Genomic DNA, 26,747 nt, shown 5'->3' with positions numbered 1-26,747 from the left:
AATATCGCTATAGAACTTGCCAAATTTCGGGCTCTGACCCCGGTTTGAGGTAAAACAAAAGGCACCCGAGGGTGCCTTTGCTTTTGGAGCGCGGATCGTTTAGACGTAGGCGGCCAGTGCCGTCTTCATCTTTTTCAGCGCCGCCGTTTCGATCTGGCGGATGCGCTCGGCCGACACGCCGAACTCTTCGGCCAGCGTGTGCAGGGTGGCGCCCGAGCCATCGTCGTTGGCCAGCCAGCGTGCTTCCACGATGCGGCGCGAACGCGGGTCCAGTTTGCCCAGCGCCGTTTCGATGCCTTCCGATTGCAGGCGCACCACGTCGTTGGCTTCCAGCACCTTGGTCGGCTCCTGCTGGTCCGAGGAAAGGTAGGCGATCGGCGAGAACTTGTCGTCTTCGTCGTCGGTCGGCGCTTCCAGCGCGATGTCGCGGCCCGACAGGCGGGTTTCCATTTCGACGACTTCTTCGCGCTTCACGCCAAGCATTTGCGCCATATCGGCGACTTGCTGCGGCGACATGGCATCCAGGCCCACCTTATTGCTGCGCAGGTTGAAGAACAGCTTGCGCTGAGCCTTGGTCGTCGCGACCTTCACCAGGCGCCAGTTTTTCAGGATGTATTCGTGCATCTCGGCCTTGATCCAGTGCATGGCGTACGAGACCAGGCGAACGCCCTGGTTCGGATCGAAACGCTTGACTGCCTTCATCAGGCCGATATTGCCTTCCTGGATCAGGTCGGCGTGCGGCAGGCCGTAACCGAGGTAGCCGCGCGCGATCGAGACCACCAGGCGCAGGTGCGACATCACCAGCTTCTGCGCGGCGTCCAGGTCGTTCTTATCCTGCAAGCTCTTTGCCAGCGAGACTTCTTCTTCGTGGGACAGCATCGGCAGACGGTTGACGGCCGAGATATAGGCGTCGATATTGCCGAGATTGCCGGTGAAACCCAGTCCCAGAGCACGGGTGCCAGCGGGAACCAATGCGGATTGTGCGGACATAGTCATATTCCCTCGTAGAGTGTTCTGTGCTGCATCGTCAATGTGCCCGAAAGAGTGCCCCGAAGGCGCAATTCTTACGGCTTGTTACGGGATGCCTACAGTGCTTAGACGACATATTAGCACTCTCTTGAGGTGAGTGCTAGCCGCCTCCATATCCCTGACGACGTCCTTAAGTCTTGTCAAAGTATTGCTTTTTGGAATCGAATTTTTGGCTCGATTCAACTGTAGGGCAGAGGTGAGCGATACCGTTGATACAGGTCAAAAGTGACGCTCGTATTATTTGAATTCGGTAGAAGACAGGTTAGGCGCGCTGTGATGGTAGGTCTGTGAAGTGGCGCACTTACATTTGTAGGCGTATATCCCGTCTCCGCCGTGGATTTTTCTGGCCAACGGCGGATGGGATAACAAAAATATAATCAGTTCAAGCGCGCCAGATGCCGCTGCACCGACAGCATCGCCCCCATCAGCCCCAGCCCGGCGCTGATGGCCAGCAGCCCGGCCAGGCCCAGCGGCGGCAGCGCCGACAGCTGGAATTCCGAGGCATACAGGCGCGCGAATTCGGCGATGGCCGCGTTCAGCGGGTGCAGGGCCAGGGACACCGCACCCAGGGCCACCGCGCCGGCGCACAGGCCGAGCAGGGCCCCCGTGTAATAGAAGGGGCGATGGATGAAATTGTCGGTCGCGCCGAGCAGCTTGGAGACGGCGATCTCGTCGCGCTGGGTCAGCACCTGCAGGCGGATGGTGTTGAACACCACCGCGATCACGACCACGCCGAGGGTGACCGCCAGCAGCAGCAGCACCAGGCGCAGCACGCCCAGCAGGGCCGCCAGGCGCTTGACCCAGGCCGAGTCGACCTGCACCGAATCCACGCCCGGCAGCGCCTTCATCTGCTCGGCGAGGCCGTCGACGCGGGCGGCGTCCGTGGTGCGGCTGGTAAAGCCTTCCAGCTTCATCACATAGCTGTCCGGCAGTGGATTCTCGCCCAGGGTCTCGATGACGCCGGTCAGGCCGCTTTTCGCTTTCAGATTCTCCAGCGCCTGTTCACGCGGCACGAAGCTGACTTTTGCCTTGCTGCCGGCCAGGATCTCGCGCAGCTGCGGCGCCAGCGCCTGGGCCTGCTCGCGCGGGGCGTCCGTCTTCATGAACAGGCTGATCTCGGGATCGACCGAAAGCTGTTCCGACATCGGGCGCACATTGTCGAGCAGGGTCACGCCGGCAAAGGGCAGGGCCAGGGCCACCGCGACGACCAGCACGTTGAACAGGAAGCTGCCCGGCGTCTTGCGCACCTGGCCGAAGGCCGCGCCGAGGGCGAAGCGGTGTTGGCGGAACCAGATATTCATGACGCCCCCCCGGCCGACGCCTCCACCAGTTCGCCATGCTCGAGGCGGATCACGCGCGCGGCGGCGTCCAGGATCTGCTCGTCGTGGCTGGAAATCACGCAGGTCACGCCGGCCGAGTGGAAGGCGTGCAAGGCGTCGATCACGCGGTCGGCGGCGGCGCGGTCGAGGTTGGCGGTCGGCTCGTCGGCCAGGATGATCTGCGGACGGTTGACGATGGCGCGGGCGATGGCCACGCGCTGCTGCTCGCCGCCCGACAGTTCCAGCGGCATCGCCTTGGCGCGGTCGAGCAGGCCGACCTTGTCGAGCGCGGCCCGTGCGCGCTGCTCGGCCTGCGAGGACGAGGCGCCGGTGACGATCAGCGGCAGCATGGTATTCGCCAGGATGGTCCGGTCGTTCAGCAGGCGCTGCTGCTGGAAGATCAGGCCCAGGTTACGCCGCAGGAAGGGCACGCCGGCCTTCTTCAGCTTGCCGATGTCGTGGCCACTGACGATGACGCGGCCGCTGGTCGGACGCTCGACGGCGGCGATCATCTTCAGCAGCGTCGATTTGCCGGCGCCGGACGGACCGGCCAGGTAGACCAGCTCGCCCTTGGCGATGCTGAACGACACATCGCGCAGGGCAAGTGCGTCGGCGGAATATTTTTTGGAGACGGACTGGAATTCGATCATTCTGGCTTTATCCCAGCAGCGCCTCGGCGAACTCGTCGGCGCTGAAGGGTTGCAGGTCCTCCAGCTTTTCGCCGACGCCGATGAAGTACACCGGCACCGGGCGGGTGCGCGCGATTGCGGCCAGGATGCCGCCCTTGGCCGTGCCGTCCAGCTTGGTGATCACCAGGCCGGTCAGCTGCAGGGCGTCGTCGAAGGCTTTGACTTGCGCCAGCGCGTTCTGGCCGGTATTGCCGTCGATGACCAGCAGCACTTCGTGCGGCGCGGATTCCATGCCCTTGCCGATCACGCGCTTGATCTTTTTCAGCTCTTCCATCAGGTGCAGCTGGGTCGGCAGGCGGCCGGCGGTATCGACCATGACCACGTCGACGCCGCGCGCGCGGCCAGATTGCACCGCGTCGAAGGCGACCGCGGCCGGGTCGCCGGACGCTTGCGAGATCACGGTGACGTTGTTGCGCTGGCCCCAGACCATCAGCTGCTCGCGGGCGGCGGCGCGGAAGGTGTCGCCGGCGGCCAGCAGCACGGATTGCTCGAAGCGCTGCATGTGCTTGGCCAGCTTGCCGATGGTGGTGGTCTTGCCGGCGCCGTTCACGCCCGCGATCATCATCACCAGCGGCTCGTGGCGGCCCAGTTCGAGCGGCTTTTCCAGCGGGCGCAGCATGTCGACCAGCAGCGACTTGAGCGCGGCCTTGACGGCGGCGGCGTCGAGCAGCTTCTCTTCCTTGACCTTGCGGCGCAGGTTATCGAGCAGATATTGGGTGGCGTCCATGCCGGCGTCCGACATCAGCAGGGCCGATTCCAGCTCTTCGTACAGGTCTTCGTCGATGCGCGCGCCGACGAACAGCAGCGACAGGTTGTTCGAGGTCTTGGACAGGCCGGCCTTCAGGCGCGCCATCCAGGATTTCTTTTTCTCGAGCTCGCTGCCCGGACGCTCGGCGGTCTCGGGGAAGAGCTGGCCTTCGTAGGCGCTCGAGAGGACGGCGGCTTCCTCGGCGATTTTCGTGGCGACCGGATCGGGCACCTCGGCCTCGCGCGCGGCCGGCTCTTCCGGCTCGGGCGCCTGTTCGGCGGTCTCGGGGGCGGGGACGAAGGTGTCGTCGCTGGCGCCGAACAGGCGGCGCAGGAAGCCCGGCTGGGCGGGCGCTTCCGCAGGCGCTTCGGCGGCGGGCGCGGGTGCGGCGGACTCGGCCTGGACGGGCGTCTCGGCTTCAGGTTTTTTCTTTTTGAAGAAACTAAACATGGATGATGTCGGGGAGGAGAACTGCATGCATATGCCCGATTTCGGCGGGCATGTCAACGATCGCGGTATTCTACCAGAGCAGGGCGGCCTGGCCTCGTCCGTCTCTGGCTGCCAGGCAAGCGCGCTTAGCAGACAATCCGGGGGGCTCTCGTGCGACAGCTCATCCATATTGTCGCTAGAATGCCGCTCATCAGTTCGCGTAGCCAAGCATCTGCTGGAAAAGCGGCGGCGACTGATATAAATTGTGAGCTTCTACAAAAAAGCGTCTTCCCTCAGAGGTTTATCGTGAAGATCCTGTCCAGGTACCTCAAGCGACTCATTTCCGGAGATGAAGTGACGGGCGGTAACGCGGCCTCGCTGCGCAACATCGTCGTCTGGCTGTTCATCGCGCTGGTCGCCGCATTCCTGACCCATCCTTCCAACGATCCGCGAAGTAATGACACGCCGGTACCCTGGCCGGCGGAGCTGGGACTCGACAGCAACCTCGGCTATTAAATCGTCAACGGCCAGCCGTCACCAGGCTGCGCTTCCTCAAACCGGGGTCAGAGCCCGAAATTTGGCATGAGCCCTTGGGCAATTTCCAAAATTCGGGGTCTGACCCCGGTTTGATGCAAGACAAACCATACCGGACGATCAGCCGGCCTTGGCCGCCTGCGCGTTCTTGCGAATGGTCTCGAGGGTCGCGCCCGGCGTGATCAGGTTGCCGTCGTAGCGCAGCTCGATCACCGCCGGCAGCTTCTGCGCGTTCGTGAAGGCCACCGCGCGCTGCAGGGCCGCGGCGAAATCGGCGGTCTTTTCCACGACCTCACCCTGGCCGCCATAGGCTCGGGCCAGCGCCGCGAAGTCCGGGTTGTGCAGCTCGGTGCCCGAGACGCGGCCCGGATACTCGCGCTCCTGGTGCATGCGGATGGTGCCGAACATATTGTTGTTGAAGACGATCAGGATCAGGCCGGCGCGGTACTGCACCGCGGTCGCCAGTTCCTGGCCGGTCATCATGAATTCGCCGTCGCCGGCAAAGGTGACCACGGTGCGGGCCGGATCGACGATCTTCGCCGCCACGCCGGCCGGCACGCCATAACCCATCGCGCCGCTGGTCGGGGCCAGCTGGGTGCGCATCGCGCCGTAGCGCCAGTAGCGGTGCGCCCAGGTCGCGTAGTTGCCGGCGCCGTTGGTGATGATGGTGTCGTGCGGCAGGGTCGCCTGCATGTCCTGCACCAGCTGCCACAAATCCAGCGGCGCGCTGCCTTCCTTGAAGATGGGCGGCTGTTCCTGCCAGGCGCGCAGCTCGGCCTTCGCTTCCTCGACCGTGTGGCGCCAGGCGGAAGCATCCACCGGCGCCATCGCCGCCAGCATCTTCGCGGTTTCCGGTGCACCGCCGGCGATCATCAGCTCGGCCTGGTACACGCTGCCCAGTTCCTGCGGGTCCGGGTGGATGTGAACCAGGCGCGGCTTCGGCACCGGCGACGCCAGCAGCGAGTAGCCGCTGGTCGTCATCTCGCCCAGACGCGGGCCGAAGGCGATCAGCAGGTCGGCTTCCTTGACGCGCGCGGCCAGTTTCGGATTGATGCCGATGCCGACGTCGCCGGCGTAATGCGGGTGCTCGTTGTCCAGCAGGTCCTGGAAGCGGAAGGCGCAGGCCACCGGCAGGCCGTTCGCCTCGGCGAACTTCCGCACGTCGGCGCAGGCTGCGTCGGTCCAGGTGCCGCCGCCCAGCAGCAGCAGCGGCTTGTTCGCTTCCTTCAGCATATTGCGTAGCGTGTCGATCTGCGCCGCCGAAGGCGAAGCCTGCACCGGCTGGTAGCGGCGCGTGTCGGCCACTTCCGCTTGCGCGATCAGCATGTCTTCCGGCAGCGCCAGCACCACCGGGCCCGGACGGCCGCTGGTCGCGACCTGGAAGGCGCGCGCCATGTATTCCGGGATGCGGTCGGCGCGGTCGATCTGCGCCACCCACTTGGCCATCTGCCCGTACATGCGGCGGTAGTCGATTTCCTGGAACGCTTCACGGTCCATGAAGTCGGTGCCGACCTGGCCGATGAACAGGATCATCGGCGTCGAATCCTGGTAGGCCGTGTGCACGCCGATCGAGGCATTGGTGGCGCCCGGGCCGCGGGTGACGAAGCAGATGCCGGGCTTGCCGGTCAGCTTGCCGTAGGCCTCGGCCATGAACGCCGCGCCGCCCTCCTGGCGGTTGATCACGAAGCGGATGTTCGAATCGTGCAGGGCATCCAGCACGTCGAGGTAGCTTTCGCCGGGCACGCCGAAGGCGGTGTCCACGCCGTGGACCTGGAGTGCATCGACCAGGATCTGGCCGCCGCTGCGGGAGGGGTGGGTCATGGTGCGTCGTCCTTGTAGATTTTGCTATCCGGACATTCTAGGCAAGCTTGGGGCAGGTGGCTTTTGAAATGGCGACACAAACTTACAGAAAACGCGGCGATTACAGCCGGCAGTGACGCGCATCGGGTACAATTCGGGCCGTGAAGCAGGCCAGACAGCCGCTGGCCGGTACCGCAAGGTGCTGGCGGGAGGAAGGTCCGGACTCCACAGAGCGGGGTGACGGTTAACGGCCGTCCGCCGAAAGCCGGCGCAAGCCGGTATAAGGCGAGGAATAGGGCCACAGAGACGAGCGTATTAAGTTACGGTGAAACGCGGTAACCTCCACCTGGAGCAATTCCAAATAGGCACGCGTTGATGTTGCTCGCGGAGCGTGCGGGTAGGAAGCTTGAGCGCCGGAGTAATTCGGCGCCTAGAGGAATGGCTGTCATAGGGGCGTCCCGCAAGGGAAACCACTACACAGAATCCGGCCTATCGGCCTGCTTTACACATTATTTCGGTCATGTCGATGGACTACATCCTCGCCCTCGACCAGGGCACCACCAGCTCGCGCGCCATCCTGTTCGACCGCCAGGGCCAGGTGGCCGCCAGCGCCCAGCACGAATATCCCCAGCATTTCCCGCAGCCCGGCTGGGTCGAGCACGACCCGCTCGACATCTGGCACAGCCAGCTCGCCTGCGCGCGCGAGGTGCTGGCGCAGAGCGGCATCGACACCGCGCGGGTGGCCGCGATCGGCATCGCCAACCAGCGCGAAACCACGGTGGTCTGGGACCGCAAGACGGGCGAGCCGCTGTGCCACGCCATCGTCTGGCAGGACCGGCGCACGGCGGAACGTTGCGACGCCCTGCGCGCCGCCGGCCACGCGCCCCTCATCCAGCGCAAGACCGGGCTCGAACTCGACGCCTATTTTTCCGCCACCAAGCTGCAATGGCTGCTTACCCACGTGCCCGGCGCGCGCACCCGCGCGGAGCGGGGCGAACTCGCCTTCGGCACCGTCGACAGCTGGCTCGCCTATCAACTGACGGGCCGCCACGTCACGGACGTCGGCAACGCTTCTCGCACCATGCTCTTCAATATCAACAGCCTGCGCTGGGACGAAGAGCTGCTGGCGCTGTTCGGCGTGCCGGCCTCGATGCTGCCGGAAGTCGTCGCCAGCAGCGGGCAGGTCGGCGTCACGAATGAAGCGTGGTTCGGCCGCGCGATCCCGCTGGCGGGCATCGCCGGCGACCAGCAGGCCGCGACCTTCGGCCAGGCCTGCCACCGCCGCGGCATGGTCAAGAACACCTATGGCACCGGCTGTTTCATGCTGATGCATGCGGGCGATGCGCCCCCCAGGTCGCACAATCGCCTGCTGTCCACGGTCGGCTGGACCATCGGCGGTAGCACCGACTATTTATTGGAAGGCAGCGTCTTCATGGGCGGCGCCACCGTGCAGTGGCTGCGCGATGGCCTCGGCATCATCAAGCAGTCGTCGGACGTCGAGGCGCTGGCCTTGTCGGTGCCGGACAGCGGCGGCGTAATGCTGGTGCCGGCCTTCGTCGGCCTCGGCGCGCCGCACTGGGACGCCTATGCGCGCGGGACCATCGTCGGCATGACGCGCGGGACGACCAGCGCCCACATCGCGCGCGCCGCGGTGGAGAGCATCGCCTACCAGAGCGCCGAACTGCTGGCCGCGATGCAGAAGGACGCCGCCTGCGCCGTGCACGAGGTGCGCGCGGATGGCGGCGCGGCGCGCAACGACATGCTGATGCAGTTCCAGGCCGACCTGCTGGGCGTGCCGGTGATCCGTCCGCGGGTGACGGAGACGACCGCGCTGGGCACGGCCTACCTGGCCGGGTTGGCGGTCGGCTTCTGGACTTCAGTCGATGAGATTGCGGCGCAATGGCAGGCCGAGCGCCGCTTCGAGCCGGCGATGCAAGCGGCGCGCCGCGAGGAGCTGATGGCGCGCTGGGCCAAGGCGGTGGCGCATGCGAAGGGCTGGGCCCTAATCTAGGGTCGATACCAGCGAGAACACGTGGGCGTCGACCGCCCTGCCGCGCAGCTGCAGGCGCTTGCGGGCCAGGCACTCGTGCACTGCGCCGGCCTTGCGCGCCACCGCGATGCTGGGCTGGTTGCCGTCGGCGATGACGATCTCCACCCGCGACAGCTTCAGCGTATCGAAGGCGAGCCGCGCCAGCAGGTCGACGGCGGCCACCGCCGCGCCCTGGCGCTGCTGCGAGGCGCGCACCCAGTAGCCCAGGTTGCAGAAGCCGTTCATGGTATTGAACTGGTTCAGCCCCGCGCCGCCGGCGAGGGTCTCGCCGTCATCGAGGAAGATGCCGAATTCGTGGGCGCTGCCGTTGGCGCGGGCCGCATCGCACCAGGCGAACCAGGACAGGGCTTCGTCCTCGGCATAAGCGCCATGGCCCCAGTTCATCCACGGTCCGAGGCTGGCCATCGATTCGCGTACCGCTTGCGCGAACGCGGGCGCGTCCGCCGCGGTGAAGGGACGAAGCAGTAAGCGGCCGGGAGTCAGTTGGGTCATGCGGCGATTATATGTTGGGGCAGCCGAGCCGTGCGTGCCGCTGCGGGCGGATAGGGCACAATCGGCACAGACCAATCCAGCGGAGCCCCCTTGAAAGCCTTCTTCTCTACCGTCCACGCCGTCATGGCCCTGCTGTTCATCGCCATCTCCTTCCTGCTGATGGTGATGGCCGCGATGACGGGCTGGAAAGCGGTCGGCGTGGCGCCGAGCGAAGGCGCGGAAAGCGCGATCGAGGCGATCGGCCTGCTGGCCATCGCCGTGGTCTCGCTGCAGATCTCGCAGACCATCGCCGAAGAGGAAGTCATTCGCGACGCCCACATCAGCGCGCCGACGCGGGTGCGCCGCTACCTGTCGCGCTTCATGGTCGTGGTGGTGGTGGCGCTGTCGATCGAGGGCCTGGTCGGCACCTTCAAGGCCCTGCACGAAGAGCCGGAACTGCTGCCGCACGCGGCCTCCGTGCTGGTCGCGGCCGGCTTCCTGCTGGCGGGTTGGGGGCTGTTCATCCGCTTCAACAAGGAAGCCGAGCTATTGGAACCGGAGGCGATGGAAGAGGCGAAAAGCGAGGATGTCAAACTCGAAGAGAAGGGTTAATATGTTCCGCAAGACCTTCCAGGGAACTGCGATGCGCCACCGGAACCTGATCATGCCTCTCATCTTCGTGATTGCCGGCAGCGCCGGTGTTCCAGCCGCTGCCGCCGGGCAGGCCGCGCCGCTGCAGCCGGGCGAAATCGGCTCGCTGGCCGAGCTCCCGGCCGACATCCGTATCGTCATCGGCCCCGACGTCGCCGACCGCGGCGGCGCCTTTGCCGCCGGCTGCGTCAGCGCGAAGGGCGAGCCGCACAGCCGCTTCGCCGGCGCCCTTTTGCACGGCGACACCGCCCAGGTCAAGATGGAATACGGCGGCATCGCCCACTACTTCGATACGCTCGACTTCCGCCAGGTCAATGGGCGCTGGGTGCATGTGCCGAAGCAGCCGGGGCAGAATGCGCCGGTCGCGGCAAAGTAATCCATTCGTCAGGTGAATCCGCTTTCGTGGCTGTTCAATCCTAAAGCGCTGGCCTACCTTTGCATCGCCGCAGTCTTGCTAGGTTCGCTCGGTACGCTGCTGACGTTCTTGATCCCGGACGGACAAAAAATCGCGGCAAGAGCAGTCCTGCCTTCTGAAGAGGTCGAACGATCGATCGGGCCGGCCGGCAGCACGCTGTTGCTCGGGATGTCATCCAGGTACAGTGGCAGCGCCGGTTGTGAAGACTTCAGCTACCTTGTATCTGGTAGGGATGGCAGGGAGATCGTCGAGCTGGTCGAAGGTGCGGGCGCCGACTTCAACATCGTTTGCTGGCCGAAGCCGGACAGCCAGGCATCTTCAGGCCGCGCCGGCGAGTTCGCGGCCGGTGATATATATGCGTAGCCGCTCCTGCTGGCGCTGGTCCAGGCAGCGGAAGGGAATCGGAATCCCGCCCCTGGCGAACATCAGCAGATAGCCGCGCTCGTAGCGGCGCACCATCTTCACATCCTTCCAGGTCCGCTCGAAGCGGCCGAGCCGGCTCGTGCGCGTGATGCCTTGACCGTCGATGCGGAACTCGCAGACCGGCATACGGCGCTTTTTCAGGAAGAAGACCGGCGGCGCGATCAGCGCTACCCACAGGTCGAGCGTGAACGGCAGCGACAGGAAGGACAGCGCACTGAGGGCGGAGAAGGCATTCCTGGCCCAGCCCGGGGCCAGCATCCATGCGACCAGCGCGGCGAACACGCCGAATTCCAGCGGTATCCAGGTCTGGCGCAGCCGCTTCGCTTTCGGCGTGTGACGCAGGATGAAGCCGAGGTGCGCGCGCAGGATGCTCATGTATTCGGCCAGCGTGTAGGAGACGCTGAAGCGGATCGGCGGCGTTTCCGGTGGCGCTGCGACGTCGCCGGATGGCGGCGACTCGATGGTCAGTTCGGTGCCGGCAAAGGCTTTTTGCTCGTGCTGGACGATCTGCATGGCCACCTCCTTGCGGTGTGGGGGCTGGGGATGGCCGGTTCCGAACATGGTGACTCCGCGTTGATGAGCAATGTCCGGCAAATGGAGCGTATTTTTATAATTGCAAGAGTGTAATCAAATATGAAAAACAATCTCCAACGAGCGCTCTATTGGAAAGAGTTCATTCTTTCTTGCTGTGATTTCCCCGCGCCGCAGGCGCTTCGAGCACAATTCGAAGCGGCCGAGCTGGTCGAATTTTGCGAATGTGGATGCAATAGCTTCAGGGTTCGGACCAGAACCGATGCCAGCCCGTCTCCAATTGCAGACCCTGGAGGATATGGCGCTGTATTCGAGGCGGATTTTCGAATGGCGAACGAAGATAAATCCATCGAAATCATCCTGTTTGCAGGGGATTCCGGCAGCCTGGAATATGTCGAAATAGACTGCTGTGCAAATGCTTATCCAGTTCCGGAAGTCGTCGAACTCATGGAAACGCCATATCACATCAATATAAGCGCTTCCCTCATCAAGTAATCGAAGCTTTAAAACCCGATCCGCCCTTTCCCGGGCGTTTGCTTGACCCGAATATCCCCGGCAATCACATGCTCCCGTCCAGCCGCCACCGCGTAACCAAGACCATCCAGTAAGGTCTTGCGCAAATCCCGGGGCGATACCCCCGCCAGCTTGTCGAGCACCACATCCCCCAATCGCGGATCGAAAGCCGCCAGGTTCAGCTCCTTCAACAGTCCGGCATACATGCGTTGCGCAATCCCGGCGGCCTGCTCGGGCGTCGGCGCCGGCACCTCGTACACCGCCATCCGGTTCAGGAGGGGATGCGGAATCCCCTCGGTCGAGTTCGCTGTCAGCACCCAGAAGATCTGCGACGCATCGATGTCCACGTCGATGAACTCGTCGCGGAAAGCAGACGCGGTCTCCGGCTCCAGCAATTGATACAGCGCCGCCAGCGGATCCGATTGCGAAGACCCGGTCGCTTTCTCGACCTCGTCGAGCACGATCACCGGATTCGCGAACTGCCCGCGCACCAGGCGCTCGGCCACCTTGCCGCACTTGGCGCCGCGCCAGCTGGCCGAGCTGCCGGTGATGACGAAGCCGGCCGAGAGGGCGTTCATGCTGATCAGTTCGCAGTCGGTTTGCATGACCCTGGCCAGGCGCTTGGCGAAGTGGGTCTTGCCGACGCCTGGGCCGCCCAATAAAAGGATGGGCATGACATTGAACCCCTTGTCGCCGGCATGGGCCAGGCGCAGGTAGCGCGCCAGGTCGTCCAGCACTTCGTCGAAGTTGGGGCATTCCCCGAACAGCGGTTCGAGGGCGTCGATGGAAGAGGGGGTGGTGACGAAACGTTCGGCGCCGGTCTCGAGCATGCGTTCGTAGAACGTGTCGAGCTCGGGCGAGCGTCCGCGGCTGCGGTCGAGCGCGCCCTGCACCTCGTGGAGGTCGTAAACGGCGCGGGTCCGGGCTAATGCGATGCTCACGGCGTTCCTCCTGCGCAGGCTGCGCCTGAGAGTTAGTACATGCTCACTCACACCTGTCGTGCTGCTGGGTGATCGCTCGAATTCATCCTAACTCGCCGCGCATGAATCTGCAATTCCACCGAGGCGTCGCATCCATGCTGCATGGCGCGAACGCGCCTACCACCAGTAAAAAGTTGCGGCTGATCAAAGGTGAAACCCATGTGTATACATGAGCTGACACATGCACTCTCTAAGCTAAGTCCCTAATTTTGCTCAACATTTTTACTTGAGGTAGCTTCAGCGAAGTGCGCTAAGTCATTGGTTTCATTAGCAATTTCGCGGTTTTCAAAAGGTGAATTCGCTTGACCAAGAACAACGCTTCCTCTAAAGTGGGAAACGGTGGCAAAAAGTGCAGTTTTGTGGGAGAAGTGAAGTGGCAAATGCGATCTCCCCGGCGCCTAAAACTAACAAACTGATAATTCTCCAAAACTAGGTAAATACGTGTTTCAGGGCGCGTCTGCGATCAATCTCGATGCAAAAGGACGGATGTCAATACCGTCCAAGCACCGTGACGCCTTGTTGCAGCAGTGCGAAGGCCGTATGACGCTCACGAAACATCCGCAGGGTTGCCTGTTGTTCTTCCCGCGCCCGGTGTGGGAAGAGCACCGCGAACAGATCGCCGCCTGGCCGATGTCGGCCCGGTCGTGGCAACGCATTTTCCTGGGTAACGCCTGCGATGTCGAGTTGGACGGATCGGGCCGGGTGCTGATTTCGCCTGAATTGCGCAATGCGGTTGGTTTGGAGAAGGAAGTGATGATGCTCGGGATGGGCACCCATTTCGAGATCTGGGACGCCGTGAAACTGGCCGCGGACGAGGCCCTGGCCGTCGCCGGCGGCATGCCCGATGTCCTTTCCAATTTCTCCTTCTAAGGCACTGCATGAACGCTATTCCGGTGCCTGAATTGCAGCATCGTACGGTGCTGCTGGATGAAGCAGTCGATGCGCTCGCTCTCGACGGTGCGCGCGCATCCGGTACTTATATAGATGGCACCTTCGGCCGCGGCGGTCATAGCCGGCTGATCCTGTCGAAACTGGCGCCGGACGGCCGCCTGATCGCTTTCGACAAGGATCCCCAGGCGATCGCCACCGCCGAGCAGATCGGCGATCCGCGTTTTTCGATCGTGCACGACAGCTTTGCGACGATGGTCGAGGCGCTGGCCGAGCGCGGCGTCACGCAGGTCGACGGGATTCTGCTGGATCTCGGCATTTCGTCGCCCCAGGTGGACGACGCCAGCCGCGGTTTCAGCTTCCGCAATGACGGTCCTCTGGACATGCGGATGGACACGACACGGGGCATTTCCGCCGCCGAGTGGCTGGCGACGGTGCCGGAACAACAACTGGAAAAGGTGATTCGGGATTATGGGGAAGAACGGTTTGCTTTTCAGATTGCAAAGGCGATTGCTGCTCGCCGGTCAGTCGAGCCAATTTCAAGCACACGACAGCTTGCCGCAATCGTGGCAAACGCGGTCAAAACCCGGGAGAAAGGCAAGGATCCGGCAACCCGCACCTTTCAAGCTGTCCGGATTTTCATCAATAAAGAGCTTGAGGACCTTGAAGCAGGTCTGAGCGCGGCCTACGCGCTGCTCGCGCCCGCCGCGCGCATGTCGGTCATCAGCTTCCATTCGCTGGAAGACCGCATGGTCAAGCAGTTCCTGGCGTCGAAGGCCAAGGTCGAGCAACCGGACCGCCGGCTGCCGATCCGCGCCGTCGATCTGCCTCAGCCCTTGATGAAGTTGATCAGCAAGACCAAGCCGTCCGGCCCCGAGGTCGAGGCCAATCCGCGCGCCCGCTCGGCGGTGCTGCGCGTGGCCGAGCGTCTGGGAGGCCGGGCATGACCGGCAAGATCAATGTGGTGCTGGCCGGCCTGCTGGTCGGCTGCGCGCTGTCGGTCGTCAACGCCCGCTACCAGCGCAACCACCTCGTCAACGACATCGAAAAACTGGCGACCCAGCAGCGCCAGCTCGACGTCGACTGGGCCCAGCTCCAGCTCGACCAGTCCACGCTCGGCAAGAACGAACGCATCGAGCAGATCGCGCGCGTCAACCTGAACATGGCGCCCCTCAGTCCGGCGCGCACCCAGTATCTGACGGAAGGCAGCAAATGAGGTCGTCCGCCAGCTCGTCCCGCTCCAATTCCCGCGTCGCCGCTTCCAAGGGCGTGGCCTTCTCGAAGAGCCCCGTGCTGGCCGTGCGCCTGCCGGACTGGCGTTCGCGCGTCGTGCTGTTCGTCCTGTTTGCCGCCTTCGCGCTGCTGGGCGGCCGCGCGGTGTGGGTCCAGGTCGCGGACAACAAATTCCTGCAGGAGCAGGGCGCCAACCGCTACATGCGCACCCAGGAGCTGCCCGCCACGCGCGGCAAGATCTTCGACCGCAACGGCATGGTGCTCGGCTCCTCGCTGCCGGTGAAGTCGGTCTCGATCTTCACCGACGATTACAAGGCCAATCCGGCGGCGTCGGAAACCGTGCACGAGCTGGCCACCCTGCTCGAGATGCCGGAAGCCGATCTGCTGAAGAAACTGAAGTCGGACCGCAGCTACGTCTACCTGAAGCGCCAGGTCGAGATGGACGTGGTCGCGAAGATCGAGAAGCTCGGCATCGACGGCATCGACACCCGCAAGGAATACAAGCGCTTCTACCCGCAGGGCGAGGTGATGGCGCACATGGTCGGCTTCACCAACGTCGAGGACGTCGGCCAGGAAGCGATGGAACTGGCGCAGCAGAAGGCCCTGGCCGGCCAGCCGGGCAGCCGCCGCGTGATCAAGGACCGCCTGGGCCGGATCGTCGAGGACGTCGGCATGTCGCGCGAGCCGCACGACGGCAAGGACCTGACGCTGTCGGTGGACAGCAAGCTGCAGTACATCGCCTTCAACAGCATCAAGAACGCGGTCGAGAAATTCCACGCCAAGGCCGGCGCCGCGGTGGTGCTGGACGTCCACACCGGCGAGGTGCTGGCGCTGACCAACTGGCCGACCTACGACCCGAACAACCGCGCCCACCTGACCGGCGAACAGCTGCGCAACCGCGTCATCACCGACACCTTCGAGCCGGGTTCGACCTTCAAGCCCTTCACCGTGGCGCTGGCGCTGGACAAGGGCCTGATCAAGCCGAGTACCCTGATCGACACCGGCAACGGCCGCTTCATGGTGACCGGCAAGGTGATCCGCGACACCCACCCGCACGGCGTGATCGACATCGGCACCATCATCCAGAAGTCGTCCAACATCGGCACCTCGAAGATCTCGCAGATGATGTCGGCCCAGGAGATGTGGGAGATGTTCACCAAGGTCGGCCTGGGCCAGGCGCCGCGCTTCGGCTTCCCGGGCGCGGTGGCCGGCCGCGTGCGTCCGTATAAATCCTGGCGCCCGGTGGAGCAGGCCAACATGTCCTTCGGCCAGGGCCTCTCGATGTCGCTGCTGCAGCTGGCGCGCGCCTACATGATCTTTGCGCGCGACGGCGACATGATCCCGCTGTCCTTCCAGAAGATCACCGAGAAGCCGGTCGGCCAGCAGATCATTTCGCCCAGGACCGCGGGACAGATGCGCGTCATGCTCGAATCCGTGGTGGGCCCGGAAGGCACGGCCTCGCAGGCCCAGGTGGCCGGTTACCGCGTGGGCGGCAAGACCGGCACCGCGCAGAAAGTCATCGACGGCCGCTACTCGCAGACCCACTACGTCGGCAACTTCGTCGGCATCGCGCCGATGTCGAACCCGCGCTTCATCATCGCGGTGATGATCGACGATGCGAGCGGCCCTCTGCACACCGGCGGCGCGGTGGCGGCGCCGACCTTCGCAACGCTGGCGGCGAATGCATTGCGGGCGGCGAACGTGCCGCCGGATTCAACGGTCACAGACATCATCATCCCCGAACACCCACTCGAGGAGAGCAACTGATGGCGCTGGATTTGAACGACATCTGCGCATGGATCCGGACCGCCGCACCAGGCGGCCGTCTCGTTTCCGATTCGCGCCGTGCAGGCCGCGGCGACGTGTTCTTCGCCTATCCGGGCGAGGGCGCTGCCGATGGCCGCAAGCACATCGCTTCGGCAGTCGAGAAGGGCGCCGCAGCGGTGGTGTATGAAGCGCGCGATTTCGCCTGGCCCGAGTCGATGGACGTGCCGCACCTCGCGGTGCCTGGGTTGAAAAAGAACGCCGGCGCCATCGCCCACGCCTGGTACGGCCAGCCGGACGCCGGCATGTTCACGGTCGGCGTGACCGGCACCAACGGCAAGACCTCGATCGCGCTGTGGACCGCGCAGGCGCTGGCCCGCCTGGCCAGCGTGGACGCGGGCGTGGGCGTCATCGGCACGCTCGGCGTCGGCCTGGTGCGCGCCCGCGTCGAACCCGAATTCGACGCCACCGGCTACACCACGCCGGACGCGGTGCTGCTGGCGACCCGCCTTGCCAGCCTGCGCGACGACGGCGCCGGCGCGCTGGCGATCGAAGTCTCGTCGATCGGCCTGGTCGAGGAACGCACCGCCGGCATGCATTTCGACGTCGCCGTGTTCACCAACCTGACCCGCGACCACCTGGACTACCACGGCGACATGGCCAGCTACGAAGCGGCCAAGCTGAAACTGTTCGAGTGGCCGGGCCTGAAGCATGCGGTGCTGAACCTCGACGACCCGGCGGGCGGCCGCATCGCCGCGCACCTGCGCGCGCAGCGTCCCGAAGTGGCGGTCACCGGCTACACCGTGCGCGGCGAAGACGAGCAGTCCGCACCTGCAGGCGTGGCCATCCTGCGCGCCAGCCAGCTCCGTTCGCGCCCGGCAGGCACCGAATTCCACGTCGATACGCCGGCCGGCGGCGCGCTGGCGCGTACCCGCCTGGTCGGCCACTTCAACGTCAGCAATGCGCTGGCGGTGCTGGGCGTGCTGCTGGCCAAGGGCGCGCCGCTGCGCGCGGCGCTGGACGCGATCGAAGGCCTGGTCCCGGCCCCGGGCCGCATGCAGCAGATCGGCGGCGCCGACGCACCGTTGATCGTGATCGATTACGCGCATACCCCGGACGCGCTGGAAAAGGCGCTGGGCGCGCTGCGCCAGGTCGCGCACGAGCGCGGCGGCCAGCTGTGGTGCGTGTTCGGCTGCGGCGGCGACCGCGATCCGGGCAAGCGTCCGCAGATGGGCGCCATCGCCCAGATGGCCGAGCACGTGCTGGTCACCAGCGATAACCCGCGCAGCGAAGAGCCGCGCGCGATCATCGAACAGATCGTGGCGGGCATGGACCCGCATCACCCGACGTCGGGCTTCCAGGCGATCGAAGACCGCGCCGCGGCCATCCTATCGGCGGTGAAGCACGCCGGCAAGCCGGACGTGATCCTGCTGGCCGGGAAGGGGCACGAGCCCTACCAGGAAATCAAGGGCCGGAAAATGCCGTTTTCCGATGCCGACCATGCCGCGCTGGCCTTGACTGCGCGGCTGACGATGATGAGGACGAATTAATGCAAGGATCGCTTCAACAGCTGACCGCATCGATCGCCGGCGCCCGCATGACGCGTGACGCCGCTTTCGAAGGCGTGTCGACCGACAGCCGCTCGGCCCCGGCCGGCGCGCTGTTCGTCGCGCTGCGCGGCGACACCTTCGATGCGCACGACTTCCTCGACCAGGTCGCGGCCAGGCATGTGGCGGCCGTGGTGGTCGAAAAACTGCCGGAGAACTTCCCGCTGCCGGCGCTGGTGGTGCCGGATACGCTGGCGGCCCTGGGCCGCATCGGCCATGCCTGGCGCAGCCAGTTCGCGATTCCCGTGATCGGCGTCACCGGCAGCAACGGCAAGACCACGGTCAAGGAAATGATCGCCGCGATTCTCGCCGCGCATGTGGGCGAGGACGCGCGCCTGGCCACCCAGGGCAACCTGAACAACGAGATCGGCGTGCCGCTGACCGTCATGCGCCTGAGCGCCGCGCACAAGGCCGCGGTGGTCGAGCTGGGCATGAACCACCCGGGCGAAATCGCGCGCCTGGCCGCGATCGCGGCGCCGACCGTCGCGCTGGTGAACAATGCGCAGCGCGAGCACCAGGAGTTCATGCATACCGTGGAAGCGGTGGCGCGCGAGAATGGTTCGGTGCTGGCGGCCTTGCCGGCGGATGGCGTGGCGGTGTTCCCGGGGGATGATGAATATACGTCGCTGTGGCGCGAGCTGGCTGCCGGCAAGGATGTGCTGACGTTCGGGTTGACGGATGCCTGTGACGTGCGTGCGGCTTACACGCCGAACAGCTTCGGCAGCGCGCTACAGGTCACTGCACCGCAGGGCCAGTTCGGCATCGAGCTCGCCGCCGCCGGCGAACACAACGTCCGCAACGCCCTGGCCGCCTGCGCCTGCGCGCTGGCCGCCGGCATCCCGGCCGAGGCCATCGTGCGCGGCCTGGAAGCCTTCGCGCCCGTCAGCGGCCGCCTGCAGCGCAAGCAGGCCGCGAACGGCGCCACCGTGATCGACGACTCCTACAACGCCAACCCGGATTCGGTGCGCGCCGCCATCGACGTGCTCGCACAGTCGGCCGCACCGCGCATCCTGGTGCTGGGCGACATGGGCGAAGTCGGCACGCAGGGACCCGAGTTTCATGAAGAAATCGGTGCGTATGCGGCAAGCCGCGGCATCGAGACCGTGTTCGTCACCGGCGACCTGGCGCGCCACATGACGGGCGCGGGCGCGCAACACTTCGAGCAGTTCGACGATTTATTGGCAGCACTGGATAAGCAACTGGGCAGCAAATCCGACGCAACTGTGTTGGTGAAGGGCTCGCGCTTCATGAAGATGGAACGCGTGGTCCAGCATCTCGTTCAATCACAAAACACTGGCAAGGATTCCCACTAAATGCTTCTCTGGCTCGCACAATATTTCCAGGACTATGTCGGTCCGATGCGGATTTTTAACTACATCACCTTCCGCGCGGTGGCCGCGACGATCACCGCGATCGCCATCGGCCTGCTGTGCGGCCCGGCGGTGATCCGCAAACTGACCGCGATGAAGGTCGGCCAGGCGGTGCGCGCCTACGGCCCGCAAACCCACCTGGCCAAGCACGGCACCCCGACCATGGGCGGCGTGCTGGTGCTGATCGCGATCGGCATCTCGACTCTGCTGTGGTGCAACCTGTCGAACCGCCTGATCTGGCCGGTGCTGGTCGTGACGCTGGGCTTCGGCGCCATCGGCTGGGTCGACGATTACCGCAAGGTGGTCTACAAGGACCCGGAAGGCATGCGCTCGGGCGAAAAATACTTCTGGATGTCGCTGATCGGCATCTCATCCTCGCTCTACCTGGCGTTTTCGGTCTCGGCCGCGACCCCATGGGAAGTGTGGCAGCTGTTCTTCGCCTGGGTGCAGTCGGGCTTCTCGATGAACCTGCCGCCCAAGGCCGACCTGATCGTCCCCTTCTTCAAGACCGTCAGCTACCCGCTGGGCGTGTGGGGTTTCATCGCGCTGACCTATTGCGTGATCGTGGGCGCCTCGAACGCCGTCAACTTCACCGACGGCCTGGACGGCCTGGCCATCATGCCGACCGTGATGGTGGGCGGCGCGCTGGGCCTGTTCGCCTACCTGACCGGTAACGCGACCTATTCGAAATACCTGTTCATCCCGCACATCGAGGGCGCAGGCGAATTGCTGATCTTCTGCGGCGCGATGGCGGGCGCGGGCCTGGCCTTCCTCTGGTATAACGCGCACCCGGCGCAGATGTTCATGGGCGACGTCGGCGCGCTGGCGCTGGGCGGCGCGCTCGGCACCCTCGCCGTCATCGTGCGCCAGGAGATCGTGCTGTTCATCATGGGCGGCGTGTTCGTGGCCGAGACCCTGTCGGTGATCATCCAGGTGAGCTGGTTCAAATACACCAAGAAGCGCTACGGCGCCGGGCGCCGCGTGTTCCTGATGGCGCCGCTGCACCACCATTTCGAACAGAAGGGCTGGAAGGAAACCAAGGTCGTGGTGCGCTTCTGGATCGTGACCATCATCCTGGTCCTGATCGGTATCTCTACTCTCAAACTGCGCTGACTTTCGACATATGAACTACGAAGGCAAAACCGCACTGGTACTCGGGCTCGGCGAATCGGGCCTCGCGATGGCGCAATGGCTCGCCCGCTGCGGCGCGCGCGTGCGCGTCGCGGACACGCGTACCGAGCCGCAGCGCCTGTTCGCGCTGCGCGAAGCGGTGCCGGCCGCCGAGTTCGTGGGCGGCGCCTTCGATGCGGCCTTGCTGGACGGCGTCGACTTCGTCGCCGTCAGCCCCGGCCTGATGCCGGAACGCGAGCTGGCCGACATCGCCCCGGGCGCCGCCGCGCGCGGCATCCCGGTGTGGGGCGAGATCGAGCTGTTCGCCCAGGCCCTGTCGGACCTGAAGACCAGCCGCGGATATTCGCCCAAGGTCATCGCCATCACCGGCACCAACGGCAAGACCACGGTGACCAGCCTGACCGGCCTGCTGTGCCGCCGCGCCGGTTTCACCACCCGCGTGGCAGGCAATATCAGCCCGGCCGCGCTGGACGTGCTGCGCGAAGTCCTCGACAAGGACGATTTGCCGCAGGCCTGGGTGCTGGAACTGTCCAGCTTCCAGCTGCACGCCACCTTCAGCCTGAACCCGGACGCCGCCACCGTCCTGAACGTGACCCAGGACCACCTGGACTGGCACGGCAGCATGAGCGCCTATGCGTTCGACAAGGCGCGCATTTTCGGCAAGGACACGGTCCGCGTGCTGAACCGCGACGACGCCACCGTGATGCGCATGGCCAATCCGGACGCCCGGATGACCACCTTCGGCACCGGCGAACCGGACGCGCCGGGCAGCTTCGGCCTGGTCAACGAGCGTGGCGTGCTGTGGCTGGCGAACGCCAATCCGGCGGAAGAACCGGAAAAGAAGCGCAAGAAACATGAAGTGGAAGAGCCGCACGAGCTGGTCATCAATCGCCTGATGCCGGCCGACGCGCTGCGCATCCGCGGCATCCACAACGCCGCCAATGCGCTGGCCGCGCTGGCCCTGTGCCGCGCCTGCGGCCTGCCGCTGGCGCCGCTGCTGCACGGCCTGCGCGACTACCAGGGCGAGCCGCACCGCGTGGAGCTGGTCGCCAGCATAGCCAACGTGGACTACTACGACGACAGCAAGGGCACCAACGTCGGCGCCACCGTCGCCGCGCTGGAAGGCCTGGGCCAGACCTTCGGCGAGACCGGCCGCCAGATCCTCCTGATTGCCGGCGGCGACGGCAAGGGCCAGGATTTCGCGCCGCTGGCCGCGCCTTGTTCGCGCTACGTGAAGGCTGTGCTGCTGATCGGCCGCGACGCCCCTGGCTTGAGGTCCGCGATCGAACCGAGCGGCGTGCCTTGCTTCGACCTGGCCGACCTGCCTTCGGCTGTGCGCCGCGCCTACGGCCTGGCCAAAGGTGGAGCAACGGCGGGCGACGTGGTGCTGCTGTCGCCGGCCTGCGCCAGTCTGGACATGTTTACCAATTACGCCCACCGCGCCCAGGTGTTCGTGGATGCGGTGCGCGAGATCGCGCTCGAGAAGGGGCAGGAGATCTGATGGCTTTCCAGCTTCCCTTCAAGTTCGGCGGCAGCGCCGGCGACGCGAGCGTCGCCGCCGGCGCACGGCCGTCGCGCATGATGGAGTACGACCAGCCGCTGGTCTGGGTCGTGGTCCTGCTGATGCTGTTCGGGATGGTGATGGTGTATTCGGCCTCGATCGCGCTGCCGGATTCGCCCAAGTTCGCCTACCTGGGCGGCAAGAACAACTACTTCCTGCTGCGCCAGGCGATGTTCATCGCGATCTCGCTGGTGGGCGGCCTGTTCGTGTTCCGCGTGCCGGTCGCCACCTGGCAGCGCCTGGCGCCGCTGATGTTCGTCGTCACCCTGATCCTGCTGGCCCTGGTGCTGGTGCCGGGCGTCGGCATTTCGGTCAACGGCGCGCGCCGCTGGCTGCCGATGCGCATCGGCCAGCCTTCCGAGATCATGAAGGTGGTGGCGGTGCTGTACGCGGCCGACTTCACGGTGCGCAAGCAGCAGTACATGCACAAGCTGACCAAGGGCTTCATGCCGATGGCGGCCGCGATGGCGCTGGTCGGCGTGCTGCTGCTGCTCGAGCCCGACCTCGGCGCCTTCGGCGTGATCGTCTGCATCTCGATGGGCATCCTGTTCCTGGGCGGCTTCAACATGATCTGGTTCACCGGTATCGGCGCGATCCTGGTGATGGTGTTCTCGACCATCATCGCGCTCTCGCCCTTCCGCCGCGCCCGCATGTTCGCCTACATGAACCCGTGGGAAGACGGCAATGCGCTGGACAAGTCGTACCAGCTGACCCACTCGTTGATCGCCTTCGGCCGCGGCGAGATCTTCGGCGTCGGCCTGGGCGGCAGCGTCGAGAAGCTGCACTACCTGCCGGAAGCGCACACCGACTTCATCATGGCCGTGATCGGCGAAGAGCTGGGCCTGGCCGGCGTGCTGATCGTGGTCGGCCTGTTCTACTGGCTCGTGAAACGCGCCTTCGACATCGGCCGCCAGGCGATCGCGCTGGAGCAGCACTTCGCCGGCCTGGCCGCGAAGGGCATCGGCATCTGGCTGGGCGTGCAGGTCTTCATCAACATGGGCGTGAACCTGGGCCTGCTGCCGACCAAGGGCCTGACCCTGCCGCTGATGAGCTACGGCGGTTCGGGCGTGCTGTTCAACTGCGTCGGCCTGGCGATCCTGCTGCGCATCGATTACGAAAACCGCTTGCGCATGCGCGGCGGCCGCCAGGGGATCGCCAAATGACCAGGCGCCTGATGATCATGGCGGCCGGCACCGGCGGCCACATCTTCCCCGGCATCGCCATCGCCCAGACGATGCGCGAGCGCGGCTGGGAAGTGAGCTGGCTGGGCACCGCCCACGGCATGGAATGCGACATCGTGCCGAAGCACGGCATCGCGATGGACAGCATCGACTTCGCCGGCCTGCGCGGCAAGGGCCTGGGCCACACCATCACCGGCGCCTTCAAGATGCTGGGCGCGTTTGCCGCCTGCCGCCGCATCATCGCCGCGCGCAAGCCGGACGTGGTGCTGGGCATGGGCGGCTATGTGACCGTGCCGGGCGGGATGATGGCGCGCTCGCGCGGCGTGCCGCTGGCGCTGGTGAATGCCGACGCCGCGCTGCTGCTGTCCAATAAAACCCTGACCCCGATCGCGCGGCGCGTGCTGTTCGGCTTCCCGGCCGACTTCGGCAAGGCGGCGAATAAAGCGGTCGTCACCGGCAACCCGGTGCGCAAGGAAATCCTGGAGATGCCGTCGCCGGGCCACCGCTTCGCCAACCGCAGCGGCCCGCTGAACATCCTGGTGGTGGGCGGCAGCCTGGGCGCCAAGGTGCTGAACGATGCCGTACCCGCGGCCCTGGCCCTGATTCCGGAAGGCCTGCGTCCGATCGTCACCCACCAGTCGGGCAAGAAGAACATCGAGGCCCTGCGCGCGGCGTATGCGAATGCGGGCGTGCAGGCCAACGTGGTCGACTTCATCGACGACATGGCGGCGGAATACGCGAACGCCGACCTGGTGATCTGCCGCGCCGGCGCGATCACGGTGTCGGAACTGACGGCGGCCGGCGTGGCGAGCGTGCTGGTGCCTTTCGTCGCCAGCACCACCAGCCACCAGCGCGACAACGCGATCTGGATGGACAAGCAAAAGGCGGCGATTCACCTGCCGCAGGGCGAACTGAATCCGCAGCAGCTGGCGAAGCTGCTGCAAGCGACCGACCGTGAGGCCTGCCTGAAGATGGCGGAAGCCGCGCAGGCGGTCGGCCGGCGCGACGCCAATGCGGCGATCGCAAACGTTTTGGAAGAATTGGCGGGACGATGAAACACAAGATCAAGCATATTCACTTCGTCGGCATCGGCGGCAGCGGCATGAGCGGCATCGCCGAGGTGCTGCTGAACCTCGGCTATAAGGTGTCGGGCTCGGACCTGGCCTCCAACGCCGCCAGCCAGCGCCTGGCCGAACTGGGCGCGACGGTCTGCATCGGCCACGCCGAGGAGCACATCCGCGGCGCCAACGCCGTGGTGACCTCGACCGCCGTCAACGAAGCGAATCCGGAAGTGGTGGCCGCCCGCGCCGCCAAGATCCCGGTGGTGCCGCGCGCGATCATGCTGGGCGAACTGATGCGCCTGAAGCGCGGCATCGCCATCGCCGGCACCCACGGCAAGACCACCACCACCAGCCTGGTGGCCTCGGTGCTGGCCGAGGGAGGCCTCGACCCGACCTTCGTGATCGGCGGCCGCCTGACCGCCGCCGGCGCCAACGCCAAGCTGGGCAACGGCGACTACATCGTGGCCGAGGCCGACGAATCCGACGCGTCCTTCCTGAACCTGTCGCCGATGATCGAGGTGATCACCAACATCGACGCCGACCACATGGACACCTACGAGCACGACTTCGAGAAGCTGAAGGCGGCGTTCGTGAACTTCACCCACCGCCTGCCGTTCTACGGCCGCGCGATGATGTGCATCGACGACGCCAACGTGCGCGCCATCCTGCCGCAGGTGACCAAGCCGGTGACGACCTACGGCTTTTCCGAGGACGCCGAAGTGCGCGCCATGGAAGCCCGCGCCGACGGCACCCGCATGCGCTTCATCGTGCGCCAGGAAGGCTATCCGGACACCAGCTTCGTGCTGAACCAGCCGGGCATGCACAACGTGCTGAACGCCTGCTCGGCGATCGCGATCGCGCGCGAGATCGGCATCCCGGACACGGCCACGGCCGCCGGCCTGGCCGAGTTCCGCGGCGTCGGCCGCCGCTTCACCCGCTACGGCGAGATCCCGCTGGAATCCGGTGGCAGCTTCACCCTGGTGGACGACTACGGCCACCATCCGGTCGAAGCCCAAGTGACCGTCGCAGCGGCGCGCGCGGCCTACCCGGGCCGGCGCCTGCTGCTGGCCTTCCAGCCGCACCGCTATACCCGCACCCGCGACCTGTTCGAAGACTTCGTCAAGGTGCTGGCCGCACCGGACGTGCTGCTGCTGGCCGAGGTGTATGCGGCCGGCGAAACCCCGATCGTGGCGGCTGACGGCCGTGCGCTGTCGCGCGCGCTGCGCGCCGGCACCCAGATCGAACCGATCTTCGTGGAATCCATCGCCGACATGCCGGCCACGATCCTGAAGGTGGCGCGCGACGGCGACGTCGTGCTCACCATGGGCGCCGGCTCGATCGGCGGCGTTCCGCATCAACTCATTCAGCAACAAAACCAGGTTCAAAAGGTTCAATCGTGAGCGTACTTTCCGCTTCTGAAATAAAAGACCTCGGCAAGGTCGCCGTCCTGTTCGGCGGCCGCTCGGCCGAGCGCGAGATCTCGATCCTGTCCGGCACCGGCGTGCTGCAGGCCCTGCAATCGAAAGGCGTCGACGCCCATGCCTTCGACCCGGCCGAGCGTTCGCTGGGCGAGCTGGCCGCCGAAAAATTCGACCGCGCGTTCATCGCGCTGCACGGCCGCTACGGCGAAGACGGCAGCCTGCAGGGCGCCCTCGAGCAGCTCGGCATCCCCTACACCGGCAGCGGCGTGATGGCCTCCAGCGTCGGCATGGACAAGATCACCACCAAGATCGTCTGGCTGGCGAATGGCGTGTCGACGCCGAAGTACGCCGTCATCGACGACGGCACGGATCTCGACAAGGTCGTGGCCGAGCTTGGCCTGCCGCTGATCGTCAAGGCGCCGCTGGAAGGTTCGAGCATCGGCATCACCAAGGTGACCCGCCGCGAAGAGCTGCAGGCGGCCGTCGACCTGTCCCGCAAGTACGACGCGCGCGTGCTGGCCGAGCAGTTCATCGAAGGACGCGAATTCTCGGTGCCGCTGCTGGGCACCGGCCCCACCGCGCGCGCGTTGCCGATCATCGAGATCGTCGCCCCGGAAGGCAAGTACGACTACCAGAACAAATATTTTACGGACGACACCAAGTACCACTGCCCGGCGCCGCTGGATGCGGACCTGACCGCCGCGATCCAGCGCGAAGTGGAAAAAGCCTACCGCGCCCTCGGCTGCGAAGGCTGGAGCCGCATCGACGTGCTGCTGCGCGAGTCCGACCAGCAGTTCTTCCTGCTGGAGGTGAACACCTCGCCGGGCATGACCACGCACTCGCTGGTGCCGATGGCCGCGCGCGCCGAGGGCACGAGCTATGAAGACCTGTGCGTCGAGATCCTGCGCTCGGCGTCGCTGAAAATCGGCAAGGGGAAGGCATAAGACG

General features: G+C 65.5%; 26 protein-coding genes and 1 other RNA gene. 19 read left to right on the top strand and 8 right to left on the bottom strand.

The annotated features are described in order from the left end of the window. Positions 1-99 precede the first annotated feature (99 nt). From rpoH to ftsY, 4 genes are all read right to left on the bottom strand, one after another. Positions 100-990, bottom strand: a complete 891-nt coding sequence (gene rpoH / locus ACFPO9_RS21115; RefSeq protein WP_379774490.1) for an RNA polymerase sigma factor RpoH — start codon at positions 988-990, stop codon at positions 100-102. Positions 991-1,406: 416 nt separating this feature from the next. After that, the gene (gene ftsX / locus ACFPO9_RS21110) at positions 1,407-2,330 is read right to left on the bottom strand and encodes a permease-like cell division protein FtsX (RefSeq protein ID WP_379774487.1); all 924 of its coding nucleotides are present in this window, start codon (positions 2,328-2,330) and stop codon (positions 1,407-1,409) included. Next, the gene (locus tag ACFPO9_RS21105) at positions 2,327-2,998 is read right to left on the bottom strand and encodes a cell division ATP-binding protein FtsE (protein WP_379774485.1); all 672 of its coding nucleotides are present in this window, start codon (positions 2,996-2,998) and stop codon (positions 2,327-2,329) included. Before ACFPO9_RS21105 ends, ftsX begins: the two co-directional genes overlap by 4 nt. A 7-nt stretch (positions 2,999-3,005) precedes the next feature. Next, on the bottom strand, positions 3,006-4,235 hold the full coding sequence (gene ftsY, locus ACFPO9_RS21100; protein ID WP_379774482.1) for a signal recognition particle-docking protein FtsY: 1,230 nt from the start codon (positions 4,233-4,235) through the stop codon (positions 3,006-3,008). Between the two features lie 333 nt (positions 4,236-4,568). On the opposite strand from ftsY, the gene ACFPO9_RS21095 reads away from it, so the two are divergent. After that, positions 4,569-4,730: a hypothetical protein gene (locus tag ACFPO9_RS21095; RefSeq protein WP_379774479.1), complete on the top strand. Its 162-nt coding sequence runs from the start codon at positions 4,569-4,571 to the stop codon at positions 4,728-4,730. A 138-nt stretch (positions 4,731-4,868) separates the two neighbouring features. On the opposite strand, the gene ACFPO9_RS21090 is transcribed toward ACFPO9_RS21095, so the two are convergent. Continuing rightward, positions 4,869-6,569 carry a thiamine pyrophosphate-binding protein gene (locus tag ACFPO9_RS21090; protein WP_379774477.1) on the bottom strand — a complete coding sequence of 567 codons (1,701 nt, stop codon included), beginning with the start codon at positions 6,567-6,569 and terminating at the stop codon, positions 4,869-4,871. 142 nt (positions 6,570-6,711) lie between these two features. Between ACFPO9_RS21090 and rnpB the strand changes: the two genes are divergently transcribed. Further along, positions 6,712-7,056: RNase P RNA component class A (rnpB, locus tag ACFPO9_RS21085), an RNA gene on the top strand. Between the two features lie 18 nt (positions 7,057-7,074). Beyond that, on the top strand, positions 7,075-8,559 hold the full coding sequence (gene glpK, locus ACFPO9_RS21080) for a glycerol kinase GlpK (RefSeq protein ID WP_379774474.1): 1,485 nt from the start codon (positions 7,075-7,077) through the stop codon (positions 8,557-8,559). On the opposite strand, the gene ACFPO9_RS21075 is transcribed toward glpK, so the two are convergent. After that, on the bottom strand, positions 8,551-9,090 hold the full coding sequence (locus tag ACFPO9_RS21075; RefSeq protein ID WP_379774472.1) for a GNAT family N-acetyltransferase: 540 nt from the start codon (positions 9,088-9,090) through the stop codon (positions 8,551-8,553). The genes glpK and ACFPO9_RS21075 overlap by 9 nt on opposite strands. 123 nt (positions 9,091-9,213) lie before the next feature. Here ACFPO9_RS21075 and ACFPO9_RS21070 point away from each other — a divergent pair, with 123 nt between their 5' ends. Genes ACFPO9_RS21070 through ACFPO9_RS21060 form a run of 3 tightly spaced genes read left to right on the top strand, consistent with a single transcriptional unit; the run spans position 9,214 to position 10,498 of the window. Then, positions 9,214-9,681 carry a hypothetical protein gene (locus ACFPO9_RS21070; RefSeq protein ID WP_379775056.1) on the top strand — a complete coding sequence of 156 codons (468 nt, stop codon included), beginning with the start codon at positions 9,214-9,216 and terminating at the stop codon, positions 9,679-9,681. Between the two features lies 1 nt (position 9,682). Next, positions 9,683-10,096: a hypothetical protein gene (locus ACFPO9_RS21065; RefSeq protein ID WP_379774469.1), complete on the top strand. Its 414-nt coding sequence runs from the start codon at positions 9,683-9,685 to the stop codon at positions 10,094-10,096. A 12-nt stretch (positions 10,097-10,108) separates the two neighbouring features. After that, complete coding sequence (locus tag ACFPO9_RS21060; RefSeq protein WP_379774467.1) at positions 10,109-10,498, top strand: hypothetical protein; 390 nt, start codon at positions 10,109-10,111, stop codon at positions 10,496-10,498. Here ACFPO9_RS21060 and ACFPO9_RS21055 read toward each other — a convergent pair. Beyond that, on the bottom strand, positions 10,454-11,071 hold the full coding sequence (locus tag ACFPO9_RS21055) for a YcxB family protein (RefSeq protein WP_379774464.1): 618 nt from the start codon (positions 11,069-11,071) through the stop codon (positions 10,454-10,456). The two genes, ACFPO9_RS21060 and ACFPO9_RS21055, sit on opposite strands and share 45 nt — an antisense overlap. Before the next feature lie 120 nt (positions 11,072-11,191). Here ACFPO9_RS21055 and ACFPO9_RS21050 point away from each other — a divergent pair, with 120 nt between their 5' ends. Beyond that, on the top strand, positions 11,192-11,584 hold the full coding sequence (locus ACFPO9_RS21050) for a hypothetical protein (protein ID WP_379774461.1): 393 nt from the start codon (positions 11,192-11,194) through the stop codon (positions 11,582-11,584). Between the two features lie 8 nt (positions 11,585-11,592). On the opposite strand, the gene ACFPO9_RS21045 is transcribed toward ACFPO9_RS21050, so the two are convergent. Then, a complete protein-coding gene (locus tag ACFPO9_RS21045) occupies positions 11,593-12,543 on the bottom strand; it encodes an AAA family ATPase (RefSeq protein WP_379774459.1) in 951 nt (316 codons plus the stop codon). 480 nt (positions 12,544-13,023) lie between these two features. On the opposite strand from ACFPO9_RS21045, the gene mraZ reads away from it, so the two are divergent. Genes mraZ through ACFPO9_RS20985 form a run of 12 tightly spaced genes read left to right on the top strand, consistent with a single transcriptional unit; the run spans position 13,024 to position 26,743 of the window. Next, on the top strand, positions 13,024-13,452 hold the full coding sequence (mraZ, locus tag ACFPO9_RS21040) for a division/cell wall cluster transcriptional repressor MraZ (RefSeq protein WP_230020397.1): 429 nt from the start codon (positions 13,024-13,026) through the stop codon (positions 13,450-13,452). Positions 13,453-13,460: 8 nt separating this feature from the next. Next, on the top strand, positions 13,461-14,417 hold the full coding sequence (gene rsmH, locus ACFPO9_RS21035) for a 16S rRNA (cytosine(1402)-N(4))-methyltransferase RsmH (RefSeq protein ID WP_379774454.1): 957 nt from the start codon (positions 13,461-13,463) through the stop codon (positions 14,415-14,417). Continuing rightward, on the top strand, positions 14,414-14,686 hold the full coding sequence (ftsL, locus tag ACFPO9_RS21030; RefSeq protein WP_379774451.1) for a cell division protein FtsL: 273 nt from the start codon (positions 14,414-14,416) through the stop codon (positions 14,684-14,686). The genes rsmH and ftsL overlap by 4 nt, the downstream gene beginning before the upstream one ends. Then, positions 14,683-16,470 carry a peptidoglycan D,D-transpeptidase FtsI family protein gene (locus tag ACFPO9_RS21025; protein WP_379774448.1) on the top strand — a complete coding sequence of 596 codons (1,788 nt, stop codon included), beginning with the start codon at positions 14,683-14,685 and terminating at the stop codon, positions 16,468-16,470. The genes ftsL and ACFPO9_RS21025 overlap by 4 nt, the downstream gene beginning before the upstream one ends. After that, positions 16,470-18,017: a UDP-N-acetylmuramoyl-L-alanyl-D-glutamate--2,6-diaminopimelate ligase gene (locus ACFPO9_RS21020; protein WP_379774445.1), complete on the top strand. Its 1,548-nt coding sequence runs from the start codon at positions 16,470-16,472 to the stop codon at positions 18,015-18,017. Before ACFPO9_RS21025 ends, ACFPO9_RS21020 begins: the two co-directional genes overlap by 1 nt. Beyond that, positions 18,017-19,387: a UDP-N-acetylmuramoyl-tripeptide--D-alanyl-D-alanine ligase gene (locus ACFPO9_RS21015; protein ID WP_379774442.1), complete on the top strand. Its 1,371-nt coding sequence runs from the start codon at positions 18,017-18,019 to the stop codon at positions 19,385-19,387. Before ACFPO9_RS21020 ends, ACFPO9_RS21015 begins: the two co-directional genes overlap by 1 nt. Then, positions 19,388-20,557, top strand: coding sequence for a phospho-N-acetylmuramoyl-pentapeptide-transferase (gene mraY, locus ACFPO9_RS21010; RefSeq protein WP_379774439.1), 1,170 nt, complete (start codon positions 19,388-19,390; stop codon positions 20,555-20,557). It abuts the gene before it with no gap. A 10-nt stretch (positions 20,558-20,567) separates the two neighbouring features. Continuing rightward, positions 20,568-22,076, top strand: coding sequence for a UDP-N-acetylmuramoyl-L-alanine--D-glutamate ligase (murD, locus tag ACFPO9_RS21005; protein ID WP_379774436.1), 1,509 nt, complete (start codon positions 20,568-20,570; stop codon positions 22,074-22,076). Beyond that, positions 22,076-23,299 carry a putative lipid II flippase FtsW gene (gene ftsW, locus ACFPO9_RS21000; RefSeq protein ID WP_379774434.1) on the top strand — a complete coding sequence of 408 codons (1,224 nt, stop codon included), beginning with the start codon at positions 22,076-22,078 and terminating at the stop codon, positions 23,297-23,299. Before murD ends, ftsW begins: the two co-directional genes overlap by 1 nt. Further along, positions 23,296-24,372 (top strand): undecaprenyldiphospho-muramoylpentapeptide beta-N-acetylglucosaminyltransferase, encoded by a 1,077-nt coding sequence (gene murG / locus ACFPO9_RS20995; RefSeq protein WP_379774432.1) that lies wholly within the window; start codon positions 23,296-23,298, stop codon positions 24,370-24,372. The genes ftsW and murG overlap by 4 nt, the downstream gene beginning before the upstream one ends. Beyond that, a complete protein-coding gene (gene murC, locus ACFPO9_RS20990; protein ID WP_379774430.1) occupies positions 24,369-25,778 on the top strand; it encodes a UDP-N-acetylmuramate--L-alanine ligase in 1,410 nt (469 codons plus the stop codon). Before murG ends, murC begins: the two co-directional genes overlap by 4 nt. Next, the gene (locus ACFPO9_RS20985; protein WP_379774428.1) at positions 25,775-26,743 is read left to right on the top strand and encodes a D-alanine--D-alanine ligase; all 969 of its coding nucleotides are present in this window, start codon (positions 25,775-25,777) and stop codon (positions 26,741-26,743) included. Before murC ends, ACFPO9_RS20985 begins: the two co-directional genes overlap by 4 nt. The last annotated feature ends 4 nt before the right edge of the window (positions 26,744-26,747 follow it).

The sequence above is a fragment of the Massilia aerilata genome, assembly GCF_042656905.1.
GTDB lineage: Bacteria > Pseudomonadota > Gammaproteobacteria > Burkholderiales > Burkholderiaceae_D > Telluria > Telluria aerilata.
The sequence above is the reverse complement of the archived record's forward strand: the minus strand, read 5'-3'. Positions and strand labels throughout refer to the sequence as shown.

Coding starts and splice junctions, on each gene's coding strand:
- rpoH (WP_379774490.1), bottom strand. CDS start 990: ATGTCCGCACAATCCGCATTGGTTCCCGCTGGCACCCGTGCTCTGGGA.
- ftsX (WP_379774487.1), bottom strand. CDS start 2,330: ATGAATATCTGGTTCCGCCAACACCGCTTCGCCCTCGGCGCGGCCTTC.
- ACFPO9_RS21105 (WP_379774485.1), bottom strand. CDS start 2,998: ATGATCGAATTCCAGTCCGTCTCCAAAAAATATTCCGCCGACGCACTT.
- ftsY (WP_379774482.1), bottom strand. CDS start 4,235: ATGTTTAGTTTCTTCAAAAAGAAAAAACCTGAAGCCGAGACGCCCGTC.
- ACFPO9_RS21090 (WP_379774477.1), bottom strand. CDS start 6,569: ATGACCCACCCCTCCCGCAGCGGCGGCCAGATCCTGGTCGATGCACTC.
- glpK (WP_379774474.1), top strand. CDS start 7,075: ATGGACTACATCCTCGCCCTCGACCAGGGCACCACCAGCTCGCGCGCC.
- ACFPO9_RS21075 (WP_379774472.1), bottom strand. CDS start 9,090: ATGACCCAACTGACTCCCGGCCGCTTACTGCTTCGTCCCTTCACCGCG.
- ACFPO9_RS21070 (WP_379775056.1), top strand. CDS start 9,214: ATGGCCCTGCTGTTCATCGCCATCTCCTTCCTGCTGATGGTGATGGCC.
- ACFPO9_RS21065 (WP_379774469.1), top strand. CDS start 9,683: ATGTTCCGCAAGACCTTCCAGGGAACTGCGATGCGCCACCGGAACCTG.
- ACFPO9_RS21055 (WP_379774464.1), bottom strand. CDS start 11,071: ATGCAGATCGTCCAGCACGAGCAAAAAGCCTTTGCCGGCACCGAACTG.
- ACFPO9_RS21050 (WP_379774461.1), top strand. CDS start 11,192: ATGAAAAACAATCTCCAACGAGCGCTCTATTGGAAAGAGTTCATTCTT.
- rsmH (WP_379774454.1), top strand. CDS start 13,461: ATGAACGCTATTCCGGTGCCTGAATTGCAGCATCGTACGGTGCTGCTG.
- ftsL (WP_379774451.1), top strand. CDS start 14,414: ATGACCGGCAAGATCAATGTGGTGCTGGCCGGCCTGCTGGTCGGCTGC.
- ACFPO9_RS21025 (WP_379774448.1), top strand. CDS start 14,683: ATGAGGTCGTCCGCCAGCTCGTCCCGCTCCAATTCCCGCGTCGCCGCT.
- ACFPO9_RS21020 (WP_379774445.1), top strand. CDS start 16,470: ATGGCGCTGGATTTGAACGACATCTGCGCATGGATCCGGACCGCCGCA.
- ACFPO9_RS21015 (WP_379774442.1), top strand. CDS start 18,017: ATGCAAGGATCGCTTCAACAGCTGACCGCATCGATCGCCGGCGCCCGC.
- mraY (WP_379774439.1), top strand. CDS start 19,388: ATGCTTCTCTGGCTCGCACAATATTTCCAGGACTATGTCGGTCCGATG.
- murD (WP_379774436.1), top strand. CDS start 20,568: ATGAACTACGAAGGCAAAACCGCACTGGTACTCGGGCTCGGCGAATCG.
- ftsW (WP_379774434.1), top strand. CDS start 22,076: ATGGCTTTCCAGCTTCCCTTCAAGTTCGGCGGCAGCGCCGGCGACGCG.
- murG (WP_379774432.1), top strand. CDS start 23,296: ATGACCAGGCGCCTGATGATCATGGCGGCCGGCACCGGCGGCCACATC.
- murC (WP_379774430.1), top strand. CDS start 24,369: ATGAAACACAAGATCAAGCATATTCACTTCGTCGGCATCGGCGGCAGC.